Source organism: Rhizobium sp. BK181, from assembly GCF_014193305.1.
Lineage (GTDB): Bacteria > Pseudomonadota > Alphaproteobacteria > Rhizobiales > Rhizobiaceae > Rhizobium.
In genome coordinates this window covers 1186245-1202996 of the sequence record NZ_JACHZA010000001.1, presented here as the reverse complement: position 1 = coordinate 1202996, position 16752 = coordinate 1186245, and the positions used below count along the sequence as shown (strand labels likewise).

Below are 16752 nucleotides of genomic sequence, written 5' to 3'. Positions count from 1 at the left end.
TTCAGTCGCCGTCGGAGAAGGAGAAGCCAGCCGATAGGCCGATCGCCGCTCCGTAGTCGTCGCTTATCTTGGTAATCAGCTCACGCGTGCTGACCAGAAGGGCATCCAGCTTTGCTTTCTCGGCATCGCTTGTCGCGACTTCGATATCGGGGTTGAGCTTTGGTACGGTTTCCAGCAGCGACTTGAAGCTGGCATCGATCGCGTCGGCAAGTGGTTTCTTGTCGGTGGGAAGAAGCTCGGCCATGCCGGCCTTCTGCCAGAGCGTGCGCAGTCCGTCGAGATTGGCTGCCATCGACTTCCAGGTGTTCTTGGAACGCCAGTAGATCGCCATGCGCGGGCGGGGCGTGCTGTCCTTGCCCTTGTAGAACTGCTCGAGACGCTGATCGCGAACCGTTTCGGCGCCGTGGACGAGAATGCCGAGTAGCGCCGTCACTGCTTCCTTGTTATCCATGAAGTCCGCGCTTTGCGGGCCGGGATGCTTCCAGCTCGCCTGCACGCCGTCGGGCTTTTCCCAGGCGGCGACAACCTCGCCGGCCTCGCGCTGAATGTTGCCGGCGACGGCTGCGCCATAGAGGCATCGGAAACTATTTTTCTGTGTCGTCAGGTCTTCGGCGCCGGTGCCGTAGAGCACGTATTCAAGCGCAGTGAGCCCCTGCAGCGCAACACTCTTGCCGGCGATCGCATCGACCGTGGTGTCCTTCGGATCGGCTTTGGCGATCAGCGCCTGAACCTGCTTCAGGCCGACCCCTTTGCGATCGGGATAAAACAGGATGTGCTCGAAGAGATTGTCCTGAATGACAGGTCCTGTCTGGACGATCTCGATGACCGACCAATAGCGGATCGTGTCGTCGAAAGCCGACTTCGCCTTGTCGAGCTTCTGCTGCGTCGCGTCTTCGCAGAGGTCCTTCATCGCCGTCGTCAGGCGTGCGGCCGATTGCTGGGCATTGCGATAGCCGGGGCGGATCACCTCGTCAACTGCCCGCTGCATCACCGCGGATACCGCTTCCTCGTTCAGGCCGGCTTGCGGTGCGGGGGTCTGTGCGGAGGCAGAAGTAGCAAGGGCCAAGGAGAGAAGAAGAGGTTGCCAAAGGCGCATCAAAGGGACTCCAGGAATGTAATCAGTGCCTGCCGATCATCCTTCGGCAGGGATGCGAAAGCGTCACGCGCTTTTTGAGCCTCGCCGCCATGCCAGAGAATCGCTTCGGTGAGATTTCTGGCGCGGCCGTCGTGGAGGAAAAAGCTGTGCCCGCTGACAGTCTGGGTCAGACCTATACCCCATAGTGGGGGCGTGCGCCATTCACGACCGTTGGCGCTCCCGACTTGTTGTCCGTCCGCGAGACCTTCGCCCATATCGTGCAGCAGGAAGTCGGAATAGGGCCAGATCAGCTGGAAGGATTGGGCCTTGTCGGCGCTGTCCCGGCGGGTGACGAACTTCGGCACGTGGCAGGAAACGCAGCCGCTTTGGTAGAAGATCTTTTTGCCCTGCAGGGTCGCCGGGAAGCTCGCCTTTCGCCGGGCAGGGACGGCCAGGTTGGCAGAGTAGAAGGTCACGAGGTCGAGGATCGGGCCGGGGGCCTCCCCCTTGCCAAGCCGTTTCTGCACGCCGGTCGGCATCTCCCTGCACTTGGCCTCGGCTGCGGTGCAATCGCCATGCGGGTCAGGCTGGTCCGGCGTCGAAATGCCAATGTCATTGGAGAAGGCATCCGCGCTCTGATCGCGCACACTTGCGTTCTGCGCCTTCCAACCGAAGCGGCCGAGCGCGATCTTGCCTGTGCGATGGTTGCGCACAACAGCCGCCTTGCCGTGAATGCCATCGCCGTTCGTATCGTCCGGATCGGCATGGGCCAGAATATCAGCTTCGGGGATGGCCTCGATCAGCCCGAGCCCGATCATCGCGGGCGCAACGCGCGGCGAGATCGTCGTCGCCGGGTCGATTGGGCCATAGCCTGGGTTGGTCACCTCGTAGCTCGGGCGGCGGAGCGAAACCGTCTCTCCGCCAGCAAGTGTGACCGGCACCTCGGAATAGCGGATCGCCATCTTGCCCTCGGAGGGCAGACCCGGAACCGCAAGATCCTGCAGCTGGTGGCCGTAAACGGGATCAGGGAAGTTGACGATCTCGGCGTTGGCAATTGCCCGCTGTTCGTCAGGCGTGGCTGCGGGACGCGACAGGCGCAGGAACATCGAGGTGGCGCTGACGCCGTCTTCCGGCGGCGTGCCACGGCCGTCGTTTACGTGACAGCTCATGCAGGAGCGGGCATTGAAGAGCGGCCCAAGGCCATCCGAGGCCTGTGTCGAGGAAGGAGCGGAAACCCAGAGCTTCTTGAAGAGGGCGTTTCCCAGGCGGAACGGCTGCTCTTCCTCGAAGGGGATGGTCGCGGAAATATGCGAAAAGGAATCCTCGGTGACCGGATCGATGGACGTGGCGCCGCCCGCCTGCATCGTCTCGTATTGCTCGGCCTTGGAAAAATCCGTGGTCGGCCGGGTCACCGCGGCGACGCGTTTCATATCCGCTTCGGAAAGGTCGCCTCGTTTCGTCGGAAGATCGAACCCGGATGCCAGCGCAACCGAAAATCCGGCAATCGCGGCGCAAAATGCTGCGCAACTGACAAGACGACGAGCCAATCTGGAAGGCATCCGAGAGTTCGGGCCGCTGCGTCGAACGAAGCGGCCCGCCTTTTCACTTATTGGAAGACCGCGCCAGGATTATCCAAGCTGTCGGAACCTTCAAGCTTCACCGTGCCGAGATCGAGTGCGGCAATAACGCGCTGCACCGTCTTGGTCTGGTCGACGAGACCGTCGATGGCAGCCTGAACGACAGCGTTGCCCTTCTTGTTGCCTTCGCCGATCATCTGGTCGTACTTCTCGACGTTCAGACCGCGCTTCGCCATGACCTGCATCGCATCGAGCGTCTTCTTCAGTTTGGCCTGCATTTCCTTGTCGAGTTTCTCGTCCTTGGCGACGACGAGATCGTGCAGCGACGGTCCCTTCATCTTCGTGCCGTCAACGCGGGTGTAGTCGCCCGTGTAGGCAGCGGCGATGCCGATCGCGTCGTTGAGGTGCGAGTTGAAGGTGTTGTCGGAGAAGCAATCATGCTCTTCTTCCGGATCGTGCAGCAGCAGGCCGAGCTTCATGCGCTCGCCAGCCAGTTCTCCGTAGGAGAGCGAGCCCATACCCGTCAGGATGGCAACGAGACCAGCTTTCGGATCGGCTTCGACATGCTTGGTGGCTTCACCATCCGCAGTCCAGTTGTCGGTCATTTCCTGAAGGTCGGAGACCAGCAGCGTCGAGGCGGACTTCAGATATTCGGCGCGGCGATCGCAATTGCCGTGCGTGCAATTCTTCAGGTCGTAATCCGTAGCAGGGCGGTTGCCGGCACCCGGGCCCGTGCCGTTCAGATCCTGACCCCAGAGCAGAAATTCAATGGCATGGTAGCCGGTGGCGACATTGGCTTCGACGCCGCCGGCTTCGGCCAGCGTGCCGGAGAGGAATTCGGGCGTCAGCTTCGACGCGTCCACATCCTTGCCGTCGATCTTGATCGTCTTGTTGGCGATGACATTGGCAACGTAGAGCGAATTCTCGTCGCTCTCGGTTCCGTACGACGCATCGACGTAATCGATCAGGCCTTCGTCGAGCGGCCAAGCGTTGACCTTACCTTCCCAGTCGTCAACGATCGGGTTGCCGAAGCGATAGACTTCCGTTTGCTGGTAAGGGATGCGTGCCTTGATCCACGCGGCGCGGGCAGCCTTCAATGTCTTGTCGGTCGGGTCCTTGAGCAGGACGTCGATTGCCGCGTCAAGGGCCTTGGCCGTCGTCAGCGAGTCTTCGTATTTGGCATGCGCAACGTCGGCGTAGTGCTTTACAACTGCGGCAGCATCCGGTGCCGCGTAGGCAGGAATGGCGAGCAGAGCGGTTGGGGCCACCGCCAGCGCCACGGCTGCGCAGAAATTCTTGTTGAGTTTCATGATCCTCTCCTGTGCGGACGTTCAGCGCGAAGTCCGACGCAAATCTCTTTGCGCAAAAGCAAACTGGTGTCAAACACTCTAGTTTGGAATGGTTTTAAGTGTATTCGCGGGATTGCGGGCGCGAAGACCGGCTGTTCAGCCCTTCCGCTTCATGCGGCAGAAGAAGAACCCATCCGTATCGGTGGAAGAGGGCGTCAGCGTGATGGTCTTGCCGTCCGACGAGCGTGGGCGCGGGCTGTCCTTTCCGAACAGTCCGTCCCAGGCGGGCAGGGCGCTGACGATCTCGTAGTCGCCGTTCTCGGCGGTGAAGCGTCGGACCTGCTCTTCGTTTTCCTGCGGCAGAACCGAGCAGGTGACATAGATCAACTCGCCGCCGGGGCGGACAAAGGCGCTCGCCTGCTTGAGGGCATCCTGCTGCTGGGCCGTGCGCTCGTCGAGGTTCTTTGCGGTCAATCGCCATTTGGTGTCGGGCCGCCGCCGCCAGGTCCCGGTTCCCGTGCACGGCGCATCGACGAGCACCTTGTCGCAGCGATCGCTAAGGCTCTTCAGGGCCTTGGCGTCATCATGGACCTGAACATTGCGGGTGCCCGCACGCTTCAGCCGTTCGATGATCGGGGCGAGCCGCTTGCGGTCGGCGTCGTAGGCATGAACCTGGCCCTTGTTGTGCATCGCCGCCGACATGGCGAGCGTCTTGCCGCCGCCGCCTGCGCAATAGTCAAGCACCTGTTCGCCGTCCTTGGGAAGCACGAGATCGGCAACGATCTGCGATCCTTCGTCCTGAACTTCGAACCAACCTTTTTGGAACGAAAGCTCAGCTGTCACGTTTGGAAGTCTTGAGGCTCCTTCGCCGGCGGGAATCCGGATCCCGTAGCGCGCGATTTTTGCCTCTTGTGCGCCGGCCCTCTCAAGCGCTTTGACCGTCTTGTCGCGGGTCGCCTTGAGGATGTTGGCGCGCAGATCAAGTGTAGGACGTCCCGCAAGGGCCTGTGCCTCGGCAAGCCAGCTGTCGCCGAAGGCATTTTCAAAGGAGGATTGGACCCACTCAGGGATATCACCCTGGATATGAGCCGGAGCATCGGTCAGGCGCCGGCTATTGAATGCGGACAGTTGAGCTTCCGAAAGGGGGGCAGGTGCGAACTTGTCGTCCGCAAGTTCCGCAGCAAGCGTGTCCGGCGTGAAACCCCACTGGCGGAACATCACGGCGTAAGCGATGGAGGAAGCACTTTCGTCGTCCATCAGCCAGGCGTGGGACAGGCGCATGCGGAGCGCATCGTAGACGATGTTGCCGATCGCGGCGCGGTCGCCGGAGCCGGCAAACCGATGGGCGAGGCCCCAGTCCTTCAATGCATCGGCTACAGGCCGTCTGCGGGCATCGATATCTGCAAGAACCGAAATCGCCCCTTCGAGCCGCCCGCCCAATCGCATTCAAACAGCTCCTATCGCCTGGATCAAAATACCGGGCTTGTGAACAATCCGCAGGAAGCGCGACAGACGCAGCGGATAGTACACAAGTCTAAACCGCGTCGTAGACGCGATTGGCGGCAAGAGCAAGCGACCCGTTCGTATACGGGCGAACGCTTAGCCTATGACTTCGTAGCAGACCTTTGCCGTGCCACTGCTGACCATGCCAATGTTCTGGGCGGCAGCGCGGGAGAGATCGAGAACGCGGCCGCGAATGAACGGACCACGATCGTTGACGCGAACGACGACGCTGCGGCCGTTGTTGCGGTTGGTAACTTTCAGCTTCGTGCCAAATGCCAATGAACGATGTGCTGCAGTATTGATGGCCGGGTTCATACGTTCCCCGGAGGCGGTTTTGGAGCGAAGTGCGTACCAGGAAGCGCCACCGCAACCATTTGCAGCAAATCCTTCGACGGGAAGGATGGTAGAGCAAGCTGCAATTGTTGCTGCGGCGATAACAGAACGGCAGATTTTCTTCAAAACGGATTGTCCCTCAACTGTTGAACTCACGCCTTGTGGGCGGTGAAGGGGTTGAATCCGGCCAAGTGTGGCGAAAAAGTGCCCCCAATTATCACGGAATGTTACAGAGTGTAATATCTGTGATGGATAGATGCACGACAGGTAACGCCGTTAAAAACAAGGAGATGGAAAAAAAGATAATGAAATCAAGTAAAATTCGAACGTTTTTTACAAGACATGATCCACGCAACCCGAGATCACAAAATTTACGAAAATAATTTTGCGCAATTGCCATAATTGCTGCCCCATTTGAGCAAATTTAGGGGCCGTTAACCATAAAGCGGCGCAGAATTGTGCGTGCGCACCGGAAAGGTAGGAATTTCCTACCTCTTTTGGCGAGCTGTCTGCAAGTGGTTGCACAACCCATGGACGTAAAAATCTGAGGTCCGCTCCCGCCGGCTTGCCAACTCGTGCTATCAAGTTGGCTGGGAGTTGGCGAGGTGTCGCTCAAAATACGACGACGTTGTCGAAAATGCGGACGCCCGAACGTCTTTAGCTTGCAGGCGCGCAAGTAGTGCACGCCTCGTCAACTTGGGCAGGGAGGCTGCGAAGTTATGAGCATACCCTATCGTTGGATTATTGTTGCTGCTGGGGCTTTGATGACGTGCGTCGCGCTCGGCGCGATGTTTTCCCTAGCGATTTTCCAGGAGCCGATCGCCATCGACACCGGCTGGTCACATGCTGGCATCGCGAGCGCAATGACGCTCAATTTCATTGTCATGGGGATCGGTGGCTTCTTGTGGGGCACCGCAAGCGATCGCTACGGGCCCCGCGTCGTCGTTCTGATCGGCGCCGGAGGCCTCGGCCTGGCGCTTGTGCTTGCAAGTCGAGCCGAGTCCCTTCTGCAATTTCAACTGACCTACGGCATTCTGGTCGGGCTGGCCGCCAGCACCTTCTTTGCGCCGATGATCGCGGCGACGACGGGTTGGTTCGAGGAGAACCGTGGCCTTGCCGTTTCGCTGGTGTCGGCTGGCATGGGCGTTGCGCCCATGACTATCTCACCGTTCGCGCGCTGGCTGATCTCCGCCTATGATTGGCGAACTGCGATGCTGCTGATCGGCATCACCGCCTGGGTGCTGCTGATACCGGCAGCCTTGCTCGTTCGCCGTCCGCCCGCGGAAACGGGGGACGCTGCGGCCGCCGATGTAGCGAGTGGCGAGCAGCCGTCCCTTTCCCGCGTGTTCCGCTCGCCGCAATTCATCGTGCTCGGGCTGACATTCGCTGCCTGCTGTGCCGCGCATTCAGGGCCGATCTTCCACATGGTCAGTTACGCCACGATCTGTGGCATTGCCCCGATGGCCGCTGTCAGCATCTACAGCGTCGAGGGGCTCGCGGGGCTGGGCGGACGGCTTCTCTATGGCGGGCTTGCCGACAGGATCGGCGTGAAGCCCGTGCTTGTGGCCGGCCTGCTTGTCCAGGCGATCGCGCTGGCAACCTACCTTTTCGTCAGCAGGCTCGGTGAATTCTATGCTCTAGCGATCATCTTCGGTAGTGCCTATGGCGGCGTGATGCCGCTCTATGCGGTGCTGGCGCGGGAATATTTCGGACCGCGTATCATCGGCACCGTTTTCGGCGCCGCCACCATGCTCTCCAGCCTCGGCATGGCCTTCGGCCCACTGATCGGTGGCTGGATCTTCGACACGTTCCACAACTACTCGTGGCTCTTCATCGGATCCGCCCTGGTTGGGCTTGGGGCGGCTGCGATTGCCCTGGCGTTTCCGCCGCTCGCAAGAGCAAAGACCGAACCGGCTCTCGGCGTGTCGGCTTGAGGCTGCCTATCCTCGCCAGCTGTTGCTTTGCTTCAGCTGCGCGAGGGAGGTCGGATAGGTCGGGAACGTGAAGGTAAAGCCTGCCGCTTTCAGCTTGGCGTTGGATACCCGCTTGTTCTCGCCGTAGAAGGACCGCGCCATCGGCGTGAGTTCGGCAGTCTCAAACGGCTGCTCCGGCGGGGGCTCGACGCCCAGAAGGCGAGCGGCCTCGACAATGACATCCTGAGGCGGGCCGGGCAGATCGTCGGTGACATTGTAGATGCCGCCAAGTCCGCGCTCGGCAAGGAACCGCGTCGCAGATCCAATGTCCTCGACGCGGATGCGGTTGAAGACCTGGTCTTTCTTGATCAGCCGCCTTGCCGTGCCGCGCTCCAGATTGCAAAACGCATTGCGGCCGGGTCCGTAGATGCCGGAAAGGCGGAGAACCGCCGCCGGAATATTGTTCTTTGCGCCGATGGCCATCCAGCCGTCTTCCGCTTCCAGCCGCTCCTTTGAGCGGCCGGAAACCGGCGTGCAGGGCGTGTCTTCAGTGACCCAGTTGCCCTTGTGATCGCCGTAGACGCCGACCGTCGAGAGATAGCCGATCCACTGGAGCTTCGGCATCATCTCCCGCAATCGCTCACCTGCGAGCCCGATCAGCGGATCGCCGCTTTCCCGTGGAGCAATGGATTGAACGAGATGCGTCGTATCGCGCATCGCGACGCTCAGATCATGTCCCAGAGTCTCGCCGTCGAAAAGGAACGCGTTGATCCCGAGGCCACGCAAAGCGGCAGCCTTTTCGTCCGTCCGTGTCGTCCCGGTTACGCGCGCCCCATCAGCTATGAAAGCCTCGGCGATTGCCTTACCGGAAAAACCGCAGCCGAAAATCATCACATCCATCATACAGCTCCCGCTAGCCGCCATTCGTCCCTGACATCGCTGTCCGATTCATCTGGCCTTTGTGCCGCAAAGGCTGCGAATTCACCAGCCTCGAAAAGGCGTGAAAGCGCCCAGACCGCCATACCACGTACGACGGGCGAGGGGTCCAGCGACAGCGCCCGACATCGCTCGACAAAGCGGCGGTCGCCCGAATTGCCGGCAGCGATGAGCACATTGCGGATGAAGCGGTCGCGGCCGATCCGCTTGACCGGCGAGCCGCTGAAGAATGCGCGAAAGGCGGCGTCGTCGAGGTTGAGCAGGAACTCGATCGTCGGTTCCTTCAGGTCCTCTCGGGGCTGCAGCTTCATTTCGGACGCCTCATGGGCAAACTTGTTCCATGGGCAGACGGCAAGGCAATCATCGCAGCCGTAGATCCGATTGCCGATCAACGGACGCAGGGCGGGATCGATCGGTCCCTTGTGCTCGATGGTCAGGTACGAAATGCAGCGTCGCGCGTCGATTTGATAGGGTGCCGGGAATGCATTGGTCGGGCAGATGTCGAGACAGGCACGACAGGAGCCGCAGTGGTCGACTTCAGCGGCATCTATATTCAGATCCGCGGTTGTGAACATCGAGCCGAGAAAGAGCCACGAGCCGAGTTCACGGCTGACGAGGTTCGTGTGCTTGCCCTGCCAGCCAAGGCCGGCCGCGGCCGCAAGCGGCTTCTCCATCACAGGCGCGGTATCGACGAAGACCTTCACGTCCACCCCCGCACGCGCCGCAAAACGCGTCGCAATCTCCTTCAGCCGTCCCTTGATGACGTCGTGATAGTCGCGATTGCGCGCATAGACCGAGATCGCGGCCTTGTCGGGCTTCGTCAGAATTTCGCGGGGATCTTCATCCGGTCCGTAATTGAGGCCGAAGACGACGATTGACCGGACATCGCTCCAGAGCGTGCGCGGATCGCCGCGCCTGTCGCGAGTCTCCGCCATCCACTCCATCGTGCCGTGCCGCCCGGCGTCGATGAATTCGCCAAGCCGCTCCTTGGCCTCGGGGATTGCATCGGCTCGGGTGATGCGACAGAGATCGAATCCGAGAGCCTTCGCCTCCGAGCGAACGAAGGCGGTGAGGGTGTCGCGGCGTTTCTGTTCCTTGTTTTCTGTGGCCATCGAAGGCCCTCGTCAGAAATCCAGATCGGCGTAGTGGGACACCGGTGTCAGGCCCCGTACGCGTTCGGTGAGCAGGGGCCGGAAGGATGGACGCGACTTCAGGCGCTGATACCACTCCTTGACAACAGGCGCTTCCGACCAGTCGATCTCGCCGAGATAGTCGAGAATGGAAACGGCGGAGGCGGCAGCCAGGTCGGCATAGCTCATGCGGTCGCCGGCCAGCCACTGGCGCGAGCCTGCGAGCCATGTGAGGTACTTCATATGCTGGCGGATGTTTGCCCGTGCCGTGCGAAGGATCTTCGAGTCAGGCGCACCGCCTCCCTGGTCCGCCGTCATCTGCAGCTTGTAGACCCGCTCGCGGGCAAGCGGCCTAGTGACGTCGGTTTCCATCTTCTGCATGAACCACTCCGCCAGCCGGCGGATTTCGGCGCGCTGGAACGGATCTTCTGCGAGTAGCCGGCGATCCCGCTTGAGCACGCCATGCGTCTCGTCGAGATACTCCGAGATGACTGTGGCGCCGCAGAGCGCCCGCATGCTGTCATCGACATACACCGGCAAGGTTCCGGCCGGGTTCAGCGCGAGGAAATCCCGCCGCTTCTCCCATGTCTGTTCTTCGATCAGATCCGCCTGATAGCCGTACTCCGTCAGGATCAGCCGAACGAAGCGTGATGCGGATGACATGGGGTGATGATAGAGCGTGGGCATCGATTCTCGGATTTTTGATGGCTGTGGGTGCGTTGCGGGAGCGCGATGATCATAGCGCCCTAGTCATGACTTATTCGTTGAAGCTATAGGAGTTTGGTCCTTCCAATACAAGCGAATCGGACAGCCGACCGCCTGGACAAAGGACGTGTACGCGCCGAAAACCGATTTTTGCCTTCCCGCCCTGCCTTCGTCACTTACGGCCGCCATAACCCCCACGCAGCCCGACCAAATTTCCACGGAGAGAATGTATGGAATATGTGAACTCTATAATTCTAGGCATAATAGAGGGAATTACCGAGTTTCTGCCGATTTCGAGCACTGGCCACCTTATCATTGCGGAACAATGGCTCGGCCACCGCTCGGACATGTTCAACATTGTCATTCAGGCTGGTGCCATCCTCGCCGTCACCATTATCTACTGGCGGCGCCTCGTGGATCTCGTTCTCGGATGGCGTGATCCGCGAAATCGCGCCTATGCCGCCAAGCTGATTGTCGCATTTCTGATCACGGCCGTCCTCGGGCTGATCGTCAAGAAGCTCGGCTTCGAGTTGCCGGAGAACGCAACACCGATCGCCTGGGCGCTGATCATCGGCGGCGTCTGGATGATCTTTGCCGAGTGGGCCGCCGCGCGTAGGCCCCCGCACAAGGAAATCACCTGGCTTGTTGCCATCCTGGTCGGCATTGCCCAGGTCGTCGCAGGCGTTTTCCCGGGAACCTCGCGCTCAGGCGCCACGATCTTCGTTGCCATGCTGGCCGGCACCGGCAACCGCGCTGCGGCGACCGAATTCGCCTTCCTGGTCGGCATCCCGACCATGTATGCTGCAAGCGCCTACGAACTGTTGAAGACGTTCAAGGATGGCGGCGCCGCAAATGAGAACTGGACGAGCCTCGGTATCGCCTTCGTCGTCTCGACGATTGTCGCGTTCGTGGCAGTTAAGTGGCTGCTCTCCTATATCCGCAGCAACCGCTTTACGATGTTTGCCATCTACCGCATCATTCTGGGCGCCATTCTGCTTGGCATGGCCGCGACTGGGGCGATCGCCTGAGATAGCTTTTGACTGCCGCATTTGCGCACTGATCGCGCAAATGCGGATTGCCCGACGAAGTGACAAACACTTCAGATGTCTGACGGCACAAAAAAACCGGCGTAAAGCGCCGGTTTTTCGTTATCGGCTGATGGAGCCGGTCTCGCAGGGATCGATGCCATAAGCTGGCGAGCACTCGCCCTTCACCGCTGCAACCGAGCCGGGTGCAATGAAGGAGCCTGCCAGAATAACCAGCGCCGCGCACGCAAACAGAAGCGCGATTGACCTACCCATCGAAGAAAGCCTTTCAAAAGTCGTTAGCGCGCCGTCAAGGCGCTGAGTCCATTGGGAGACGCGCGGGGTGTGTAGTCAGTGGAATGACAAATAGCAATAAATGTTCCTGCTAAATTTGGTGTTAATTCCGCTAATTTTTTGGTGCGGCTTTTATGCAACGAGTGCCTTGCCGGCACAGAGAAAAAAGCATCCACAACTTGCGCGATTCCGGAAAACTCTTCCAAGAAAAATGCCGCCCGCGATCCCGCGAGCGGCACACCTAGATAGAAGTGGACAGTGGCCTTAGGCGGCCTTGCCCGAGCCGGTGTATTGGCCGTGCGGACGATACTGCACGAGGTACGACCCGATGACCGAGTTCACCAGAGTTGGCGTGACGCCGATGCCCTTCAGCGTGCGGCCTTCAGCTTCTGCTTCCTTCGAGACGACGTTGTTCTTCCTTAGAAGGCGCACCTGGTCCGCCGTGATCGGCGGCGTGATGAACGGAACGAGCGAGGCAATGCTGCCGATCATCGAGGCGATGCCGAACGGAAGCGACACGAGGCGGTTCTTGCGCGAGGTGGTCTTCAGCATGATTTCAAGACATTCGCGGAACGTCAGTACTTCGGGGCCGCCGAGCTCGAAGGTTTCGCCAGCGGCAACCTTGCCCTCGACAGCCTTCGCGACCGCTTCGGCGACGTCTACGACGTAGACCGGCTGGAATTTCGTCTTGCCGCCGCCGATCAGCGGCAGCATCGGCGACATGCGCGCCATGTCGGCGAACTTATTGAAGAAGCTGTCCTCCGGGCCGAAGACCACCGACGGACGATAGATGATGGCGTCCGGCTTGATCGCGTGGATTGCCGCCTCGGCGCGACCCTTCGTGCGGGCATATCCGGAGTCGGAATGGGCATGTGCGCCGATCGCGGAGATATGGATCAGCTTGGCACCGACGCCGCGCGCGGCTTCGGCGACGGCACGGGCGCCAAATTCCTGGACCGCCTCGAAGGTGTTGCGGCCGGCTTCGTGGAGGATGCCGACGCAGTTCACCACATAGTCAGCGCCGTCGACCGCACGATCGACCGAGTTGCGGTAGCGCAGGTTCGCCTGGACAAAGGAAATCTGGCCGACATTGCCGAGTGGCTGCAGGAAGCCGGCGAGATCGGGACGGCGGACGGCAACACGGATGCGGTAGCCGCGCTTTGCGAGCTCGCGAACGATATGCCTGCCGATGAAGCCGGACCCTCCGAACACGGTGACGAGTGGCGGCAGGTTGGCAAGGGTCATGGCAGGCTCCTCGAAAGGCTCAGTTGTGTGGTCGATGTGGTTTCGTCTTAGACCAATCACGGCGTGACGAAAAGGGCCATCGCGCCGCAGTTCTCACCGCTGAGAACTCGTCTCAGATGCCTTCGACGACGACCATCTCGGCATCGGCGATTTCCTGGCGGATTTTCGCGGCGATCTGGTATTCCGGTGAATTGTAGCAATCGACGGCATGCTGCATCGAGGGAAATTCGATGACCACGTTGCGTGCGCGCGACTTGCCTTCAAGCTCGGTGATCGCGCCGCCACGGGCGAGGAAGTTGGCGCCGTACTTGTCGAATGCCAGCTTTCCGGCTGCGACGTAGTCCTTGTAACGCTCGAGGTCGCGAACATCGACGCGTGCGATCCAGTATGCTTTTGCCATCTGAGTGCTCCCTGGCATGCTTGGTTATTGTAGGACGGTTGCCATTTCGGCGAGGATCGCCCGCGCGGCTTCGCGAGGATCGGCGGCTTTGACGATCGGGCGGGCAACGACCAGATGGCTGGAGCCGGCCTTCAGCGCATCGGCCGGTGTCATCACACGTTTCTGGTCGCCCTTGTCGGCGCCGGCAGGGCGGATGCCCGGCGTGACGAGCGCCATATCGGGGCCGATGATCTTGCGCACGGCCGCAGATTCTTCCGCGGAGCAGACGATGCCGCCCATGCCGGCGAGATGCGCCTGTTCGGCGCGGCGCAGCACGAGCGTATGCGGATCATACTCGTAGCCTGCGGCGATCAGGTCCTGCTCGTCCATCGATGTCAGCACGGTGACACCGAGGAGGCAGAGATCGGAGCCCTTCGCCGCCTCGACCGCAGCCTTCATCGCCTTCGGATAGGCGTGCAGCGTCAGCATCGACATGCCCATCTTGACGATGTTCTCGACGCCCGAGGCGACCGTATTGTCGATATCGAGCAGCTTCATGTCGAGGAAGACCTTCTTGCCGCTCTTGGCAAGGTCGCGCGCAAATTCCAAGCCGCCGGCAAAGGCCAGCTGATAGCCGATCTTGTAGAAAACCACGTCGTCGCCGAGTGTGTTGACGATCCTTTCGGCTTCGCCAAGCGTTGGAACATCCAGTCCGACGATCAGGCGTTCGCGTGCATCCATCTCACATCCATCCCTGCCACTCTTCGATAGGCGTCCAGTCGCACGATAGGCTCTGATCTGCAAGGCTGAAACAATAGAGATTGCCGCCACCCGCAGGCTGATCGCCGTCGCGCCGGATCCCCCGGCCCTGAAGGTGGCATTTCAGCAAGGTGCCGACGCCGCCGTGCCCGACAAGCGCAATGGGCAGGACGGAATCATGCGATGCGAGGACATCAGTAACCGCCGAAACGATACGCCGTTGTGCATCGATTGCTCGCTCCCAACCGCGGAAGCTTTCCTCGGGGTGCGCAAAGAACCAGTCGGCTGCCTTTTCGAACTCCGGCGGCGGCAGGAAACCGGTTGCCGTGCGATCGTTCTCATGCATGCCCGGGACGATTTCGACGGTCAGTCCGGCTGCGGACGCAAGGATTTCGGCAGTCTCGATCGCTTTCGTCTCGTCGCTGGAAACGACCCGCCGCAACTGCCTTGCCCAACCGCTTTCAGCTGCCTTGCCAGCGCGCGCAGCCCCGATGTCCGATAGTCCCCATTTCGGCACGGGGACATCGGGGTCGATCTTCACCTGCGGATGCGTGATGTAGAGGCCGAACACCGGTTCAGCCGCGCCGGTAGATCCAGAGTTGCGCCGGCGGAATGTTGCGGACGATGAAGTCGAAGTGCTGGATATGGTAGCGATCCGGCCGCGCGATGATCGGCGATACAGGGCCGTAGGAAATCTGCACGACCGGGCGACCGGCTGGCAGACGGTCGAGCAGGCTCTCGAGAAGTGCGATGCGCGCCTGCATCGGAAAGTTCAACAGCGGCACGGCGGAAACGACGGAATCGAACGTTTGATCCTTCATGGCGCCGAGCGTCTTGTCGAGATTGAACGCGTCGCCATTGATGAAATTCACGCCCGGATAGAGCCGGACGAGATGTTCGTAGAAGTCGGTCGAATATTCGACGGCGACCAGATTTCCTGGCTTCACGCCGCGACCGAGAATGGCTTTGGTGATCGCCCCGGTGCCGGGTCCGAGCTCAAGGACCGGCAGTCCCGAGTGCGGGTTGATGACGCTTGCCATCTTGCGGGCTGTAATGGAGGAGGTGGGAACAATCGAACCGACGGTTTTCGGCCCCTGCATCATTCCTTTGAAGAAGCGGATCTCTTCGTCAAACTTCTTGCCCAGCCGTTCCTTTAGGCGCAACGCCATGCCCGTCCTCCTGGTTATGCAACAAAACAGCCCGCTTTCTAATTGCAGTCAGTCTCAGCGAAAAACAAGGCCTGACGTCGCAATTGGCAAAGTTTGCACGGCAAATGCGACGCCCGTCTAGACGCGCATCGGCATCAGCACGTAAAGGGCGTCGTCGCCTGCGGTGTCGCGAATGAGCGTCGGCGATCCCGCATCGGCGAGCAGGAAGATCGCTTCGTCGCCGGAAAGCTGTGCGGTGATATCAAGCAGGTATTTGGCGTTGAAGCCGATTTCCATCGCGTCCGTGTCATAGCCAACGGCGACTTCTTCCGTCGCGCTGCCCGAATCCGGATTGTTGACGGTGAGCAGCAACTGGCCGTCCGAGAGAGCGAGCTTGACGGCGCGGCCACGCTCGGAGGAGATCGTCGAGACGCGGTCGACGGCCTGCGCGAACGTCGTGCAGTCGACACGCATTTCCTTGTCGTTGTTGGCCGGGATAACGCGCTGGTAATCGGGGAATGTGCCGTCGATCAGCTTCGAGGTCATGACGATCGGGCCGATGCTGAGGCGGATCTTGGCGTCCGACACTTCGACGGTCACCATCGCATCCGGAACATCGACGAGCTTCTGCAGTTCGCCGACGGTCTTGCGCGGGATGATGATGCCGGGCATGCCTTCGGAGCCCGATGGCGCATCGACGTCGGCGCGGGCGAGGCGATGGCCGTCGGTTGCGACGGCGCGCAGCTTCAGATCGCCCTGGCTTTCGATGGTGTGGAAGAAGATGCCGTTCAGGTAGTAGCGCGTTTCCTCAGTCGAGATCGCGAACTGGGTACGATCAATCAACATCTTGAGGTCCGTCGCCTTCAGCTTGAAGGTGTGGCTGAAGGTGCCCGCGGTGAGATCCGGGAAGTCGGACTGCGGCAGGCACTGAAGCGAGAACTTGGAGCGACCGGACGCGACAGTCATCGAGCCGCCGTCTGTGCTCGTCGCCAGCAGGACTTCGGAACCGTCAGGCAGCTTGCGCACGATGTCGTAGAGAAGATGGGCAGGAACGGTAGTGGCGCCGGCCTGTTCGACGTTCGCAGGCGTCGCCTCGGTCACCTCTAGATCGAGGTCGGTCGCCTTCATGTCGAGGTTCTGACCATCGGCGCGCAGCAGGATGTTGGACAGGATCGGGATCGTGTTCCGGCGTTCGACCACGCGATGCACGTGGTTCAGCGACTTCAAAAGGTTGGACCGCTCAATTGTAATACGCATGGGATGCTACCGCTTTCGACCGTTACTGCTTGGGCGCGCATGCCGCGCGCCGCAAGGAATGCCTTTGCCCAAAAGGGACCGTAGAGTGGATAGGCAAAATGGCAGGATTTTGAGACCGATTGCAAGAGGCGCAAATGGCCGCGCCACTGCAATTGCCGTTTTCCGGTGCAATGCACACAGAAAT

At 60.6% G+C, this 16752-nt stretch carries 17 protein-coding genes; 2 read left to right on the top strand and 15 right to left on the bottom strand.

Translation table 11 applies throughout. The features are described from left to right. Position 1: 1 nt before the first annotated feature. The 5 genes from FHT77_RS06060 to FHT77_RS06040 form a co-directional block, all read right to left on the bottom strand. Positions 2–1096, bottom strand: coding sequence for an imelysin family protein (locus tag FHT77_RS06060; protein WP_183753396.1), 1095 nt, complete (start codon positions 1094–1096; stop codon positions 2–4). After that, positions 1096–2634, bottom strand: a complete 1539-nt coding sequence (locus FHT77_RS06055; protein ID WP_183753394.1) for a di-heme oxidoredictase family protein — start codon at positions 2632–2634, stop codon at positions 1096–1098. The genes FHT77_RS06060 and FHT77_RS06055 overlap by 1 nt, the downstream gene beginning before the upstream one ends. A gap of 47 nt (positions 2635–2681) precedes the next feature. Further along, positions 2682–3962 (bottom strand): imelysin family protein, encoded by a 1281-nt coding sequence (locus FHT77_RS06050; protein WP_183753392.1) that lies wholly within the window; start codon positions 3960–3962, stop codon positions 2682–2684. A 135-nt stretch (positions 3963–4097) separates the two neighbouring features. Then, positions 4098–5387: an RsmB/NOP family class I SAM-dependent RNA methyltransferase gene (locus FHT77_RS06045; protein WP_183753390.1), complete on the bottom strand. Its 1290-nt coding sequence runs from the start codon at positions 5385–5387 to the stop codon at positions 4098–4100. Between the two features lie 153 nt (positions 5388–5540). Next, complete coding sequence (locus FHT77_RS06040; protein ID WP_016552414.1) at positions 5541–5903, bottom strand: septal ring lytic transglycosylase RlpA family protein; 363 nt, start codon at positions 5901–5903, stop codon at positions 5541–5543. A 593-nt stretch (positions 5904–6496) separates the two neighbouring features. On the opposite strand from FHT77_RS06040, the gene FHT77_RS06035 reads away from it, so the two are divergent. Further along, positions 6497–7711, top strand: a complete 1215-nt coding sequence (locus tag FHT77_RS06035) for an MFS transporter (protein ID WP_183753388.1) — start codon at positions 6497–6499, stop codon at positions 7709–7711. 6 nt (positions 7712–7717) lie between these two features. Here the strand turns inward: FHT77_RS06035 and FHT77_RS06030 are convergent, their stop codons facing one another. The 3 genes from FHT77_RS06030 to FHT77_RS06020 are packed head-to-tail and all read right to left on the bottom strand — an operon-like array spanning position 7718 to position 10443. Next, positions 7718–8590, bottom strand: a complete 873-nt coding sequence (locus FHT77_RS06030) for an SDR family oxidoreductase (protein WP_183753386.1) — start codon at positions 8588–8590, stop codon at positions 7718–7720. Continuing rightward, the gene (gene queG / locus FHT77_RS06025) at positions 8590–9738 is read right to left on the bottom strand and encodes a tRNA epoxyqueuosine(34) reductase QueG (RefSeq protein ID WP_183753384.1); all 1149 of its coding nucleotides are present in this window, start codon (positions 9736–9738) and stop codon (positions 8590–8592) included. The genes FHT77_RS06030 and queG overlap by 1 nt, the downstream gene beginning before the upstream one ends. 12 nt (positions 9739–9750) lie before the next feature. Beyond that, positions 9751–10443, bottom strand: a complete 693-nt coding sequence (locus FHT77_RS06020; protein WP_016552418.1) for a glutathione S-transferase family protein — start codon at positions 10441–10443, stop codon at positions 9751–9753. Positions 10444–10691: 248 nt separating this feature from the next. Here FHT77_RS06020 and FHT77_RS06015 point away from each other — a divergent pair, with 248 nt between their 5' ends. Continuing rightward, a complete protein-coding gene (locus tag FHT77_RS06015; protein WP_183753382.1) occupies positions 10692–11489 on the top strand; it encodes an undecaprenyl-diphosphate phosphatase in 798 nt (265 codons plus the stop codon). 120 nt (positions 11490–11609) lie between these two features. On the opposite strand, the gene FHT77_RS06010 is transcribed toward FHT77_RS06015, so the two are convergent. From FHT77_RS06010 to dnaN, 7 genes are all read right to left on the bottom strand, one after another. Continuing rightward, positions 11610–11762: a hypothetical protein gene (locus tag FHT77_RS06010; RefSeq protein ID WP_016552420.1), complete on the bottom strand. Its 153-nt coding sequence runs from the start codon at positions 11760–11762 to the stop codon at positions 11610–11612. Between the two features lie 282 nt (positions 11763–12044). Next, positions 12045–13025 carry a complex I NDUFA9 subunit family protein gene (locus FHT77_RS06005; RefSeq protein WP_183753380.1) on the bottom strand — a complete coding sequence of 327 codons (981 nt, stop codon included), beginning with the start codon at positions 13023–13025 and terminating at the stop codon, positions 12045–12047. A gap of 112 nt (positions 13026–13137) precedes the next feature. Then, complete coding sequence (locus tag FHT77_RS06000) at positions 13138–13425, bottom strand: DUF1330 domain-containing protein (protein ID WP_016552422.1); 288 nt, start codon at positions 13423–13425, stop codon at positions 13138–13140. A 24-nt stretch (positions 13426–13449) separates the two neighbouring features. Continuing rightward, entirely contained in the window at positions 13450–14145 is a 696-nt protein-coding gene (gene pyrF, locus FHT77_RS05995) for an orotidine-5'-phosphate decarboxylase (RefSeq protein ID WP_183753378.1), read from the bottom strand. Position 14146: 1 nt separating this feature from the next. Beyond that, a complete protein-coding gene (locus FHT77_RS05990) occupies positions 14147–14734 on the bottom strand; it encodes a histidine phosphatase family protein (protein WP_183753376.1) in 588 nt (195 codons plus the stop codon). A 4-nt stretch (positions 14735–14738) separates the two neighbouring features. Further along, complete coding sequence (gene pmtA / locus FHT77_RS05985; RefSeq protein WP_183753374.1) at positions 14739–15332, bottom strand: phospholipid N-methyltransferase PmtA; 594 nt, start codon at positions 15330–15332, stop codon at positions 14739–14741. Between the two features lie 117 nt (positions 15333–15449). After that, the gene (gene dnaN, locus FHT77_RS05980) at positions 15450–16568 is read right to left on the bottom strand and encodes a DNA polymerase III subunit beta (protein ID WP_016552426.1); all 1119 of its coding nucleotides are present in this window, start codon (positions 16566–16568) and stop codon (positions 15450–15452) included. Between the last annotated feature and the right edge of the window lie 184 nt (positions 16569–16752).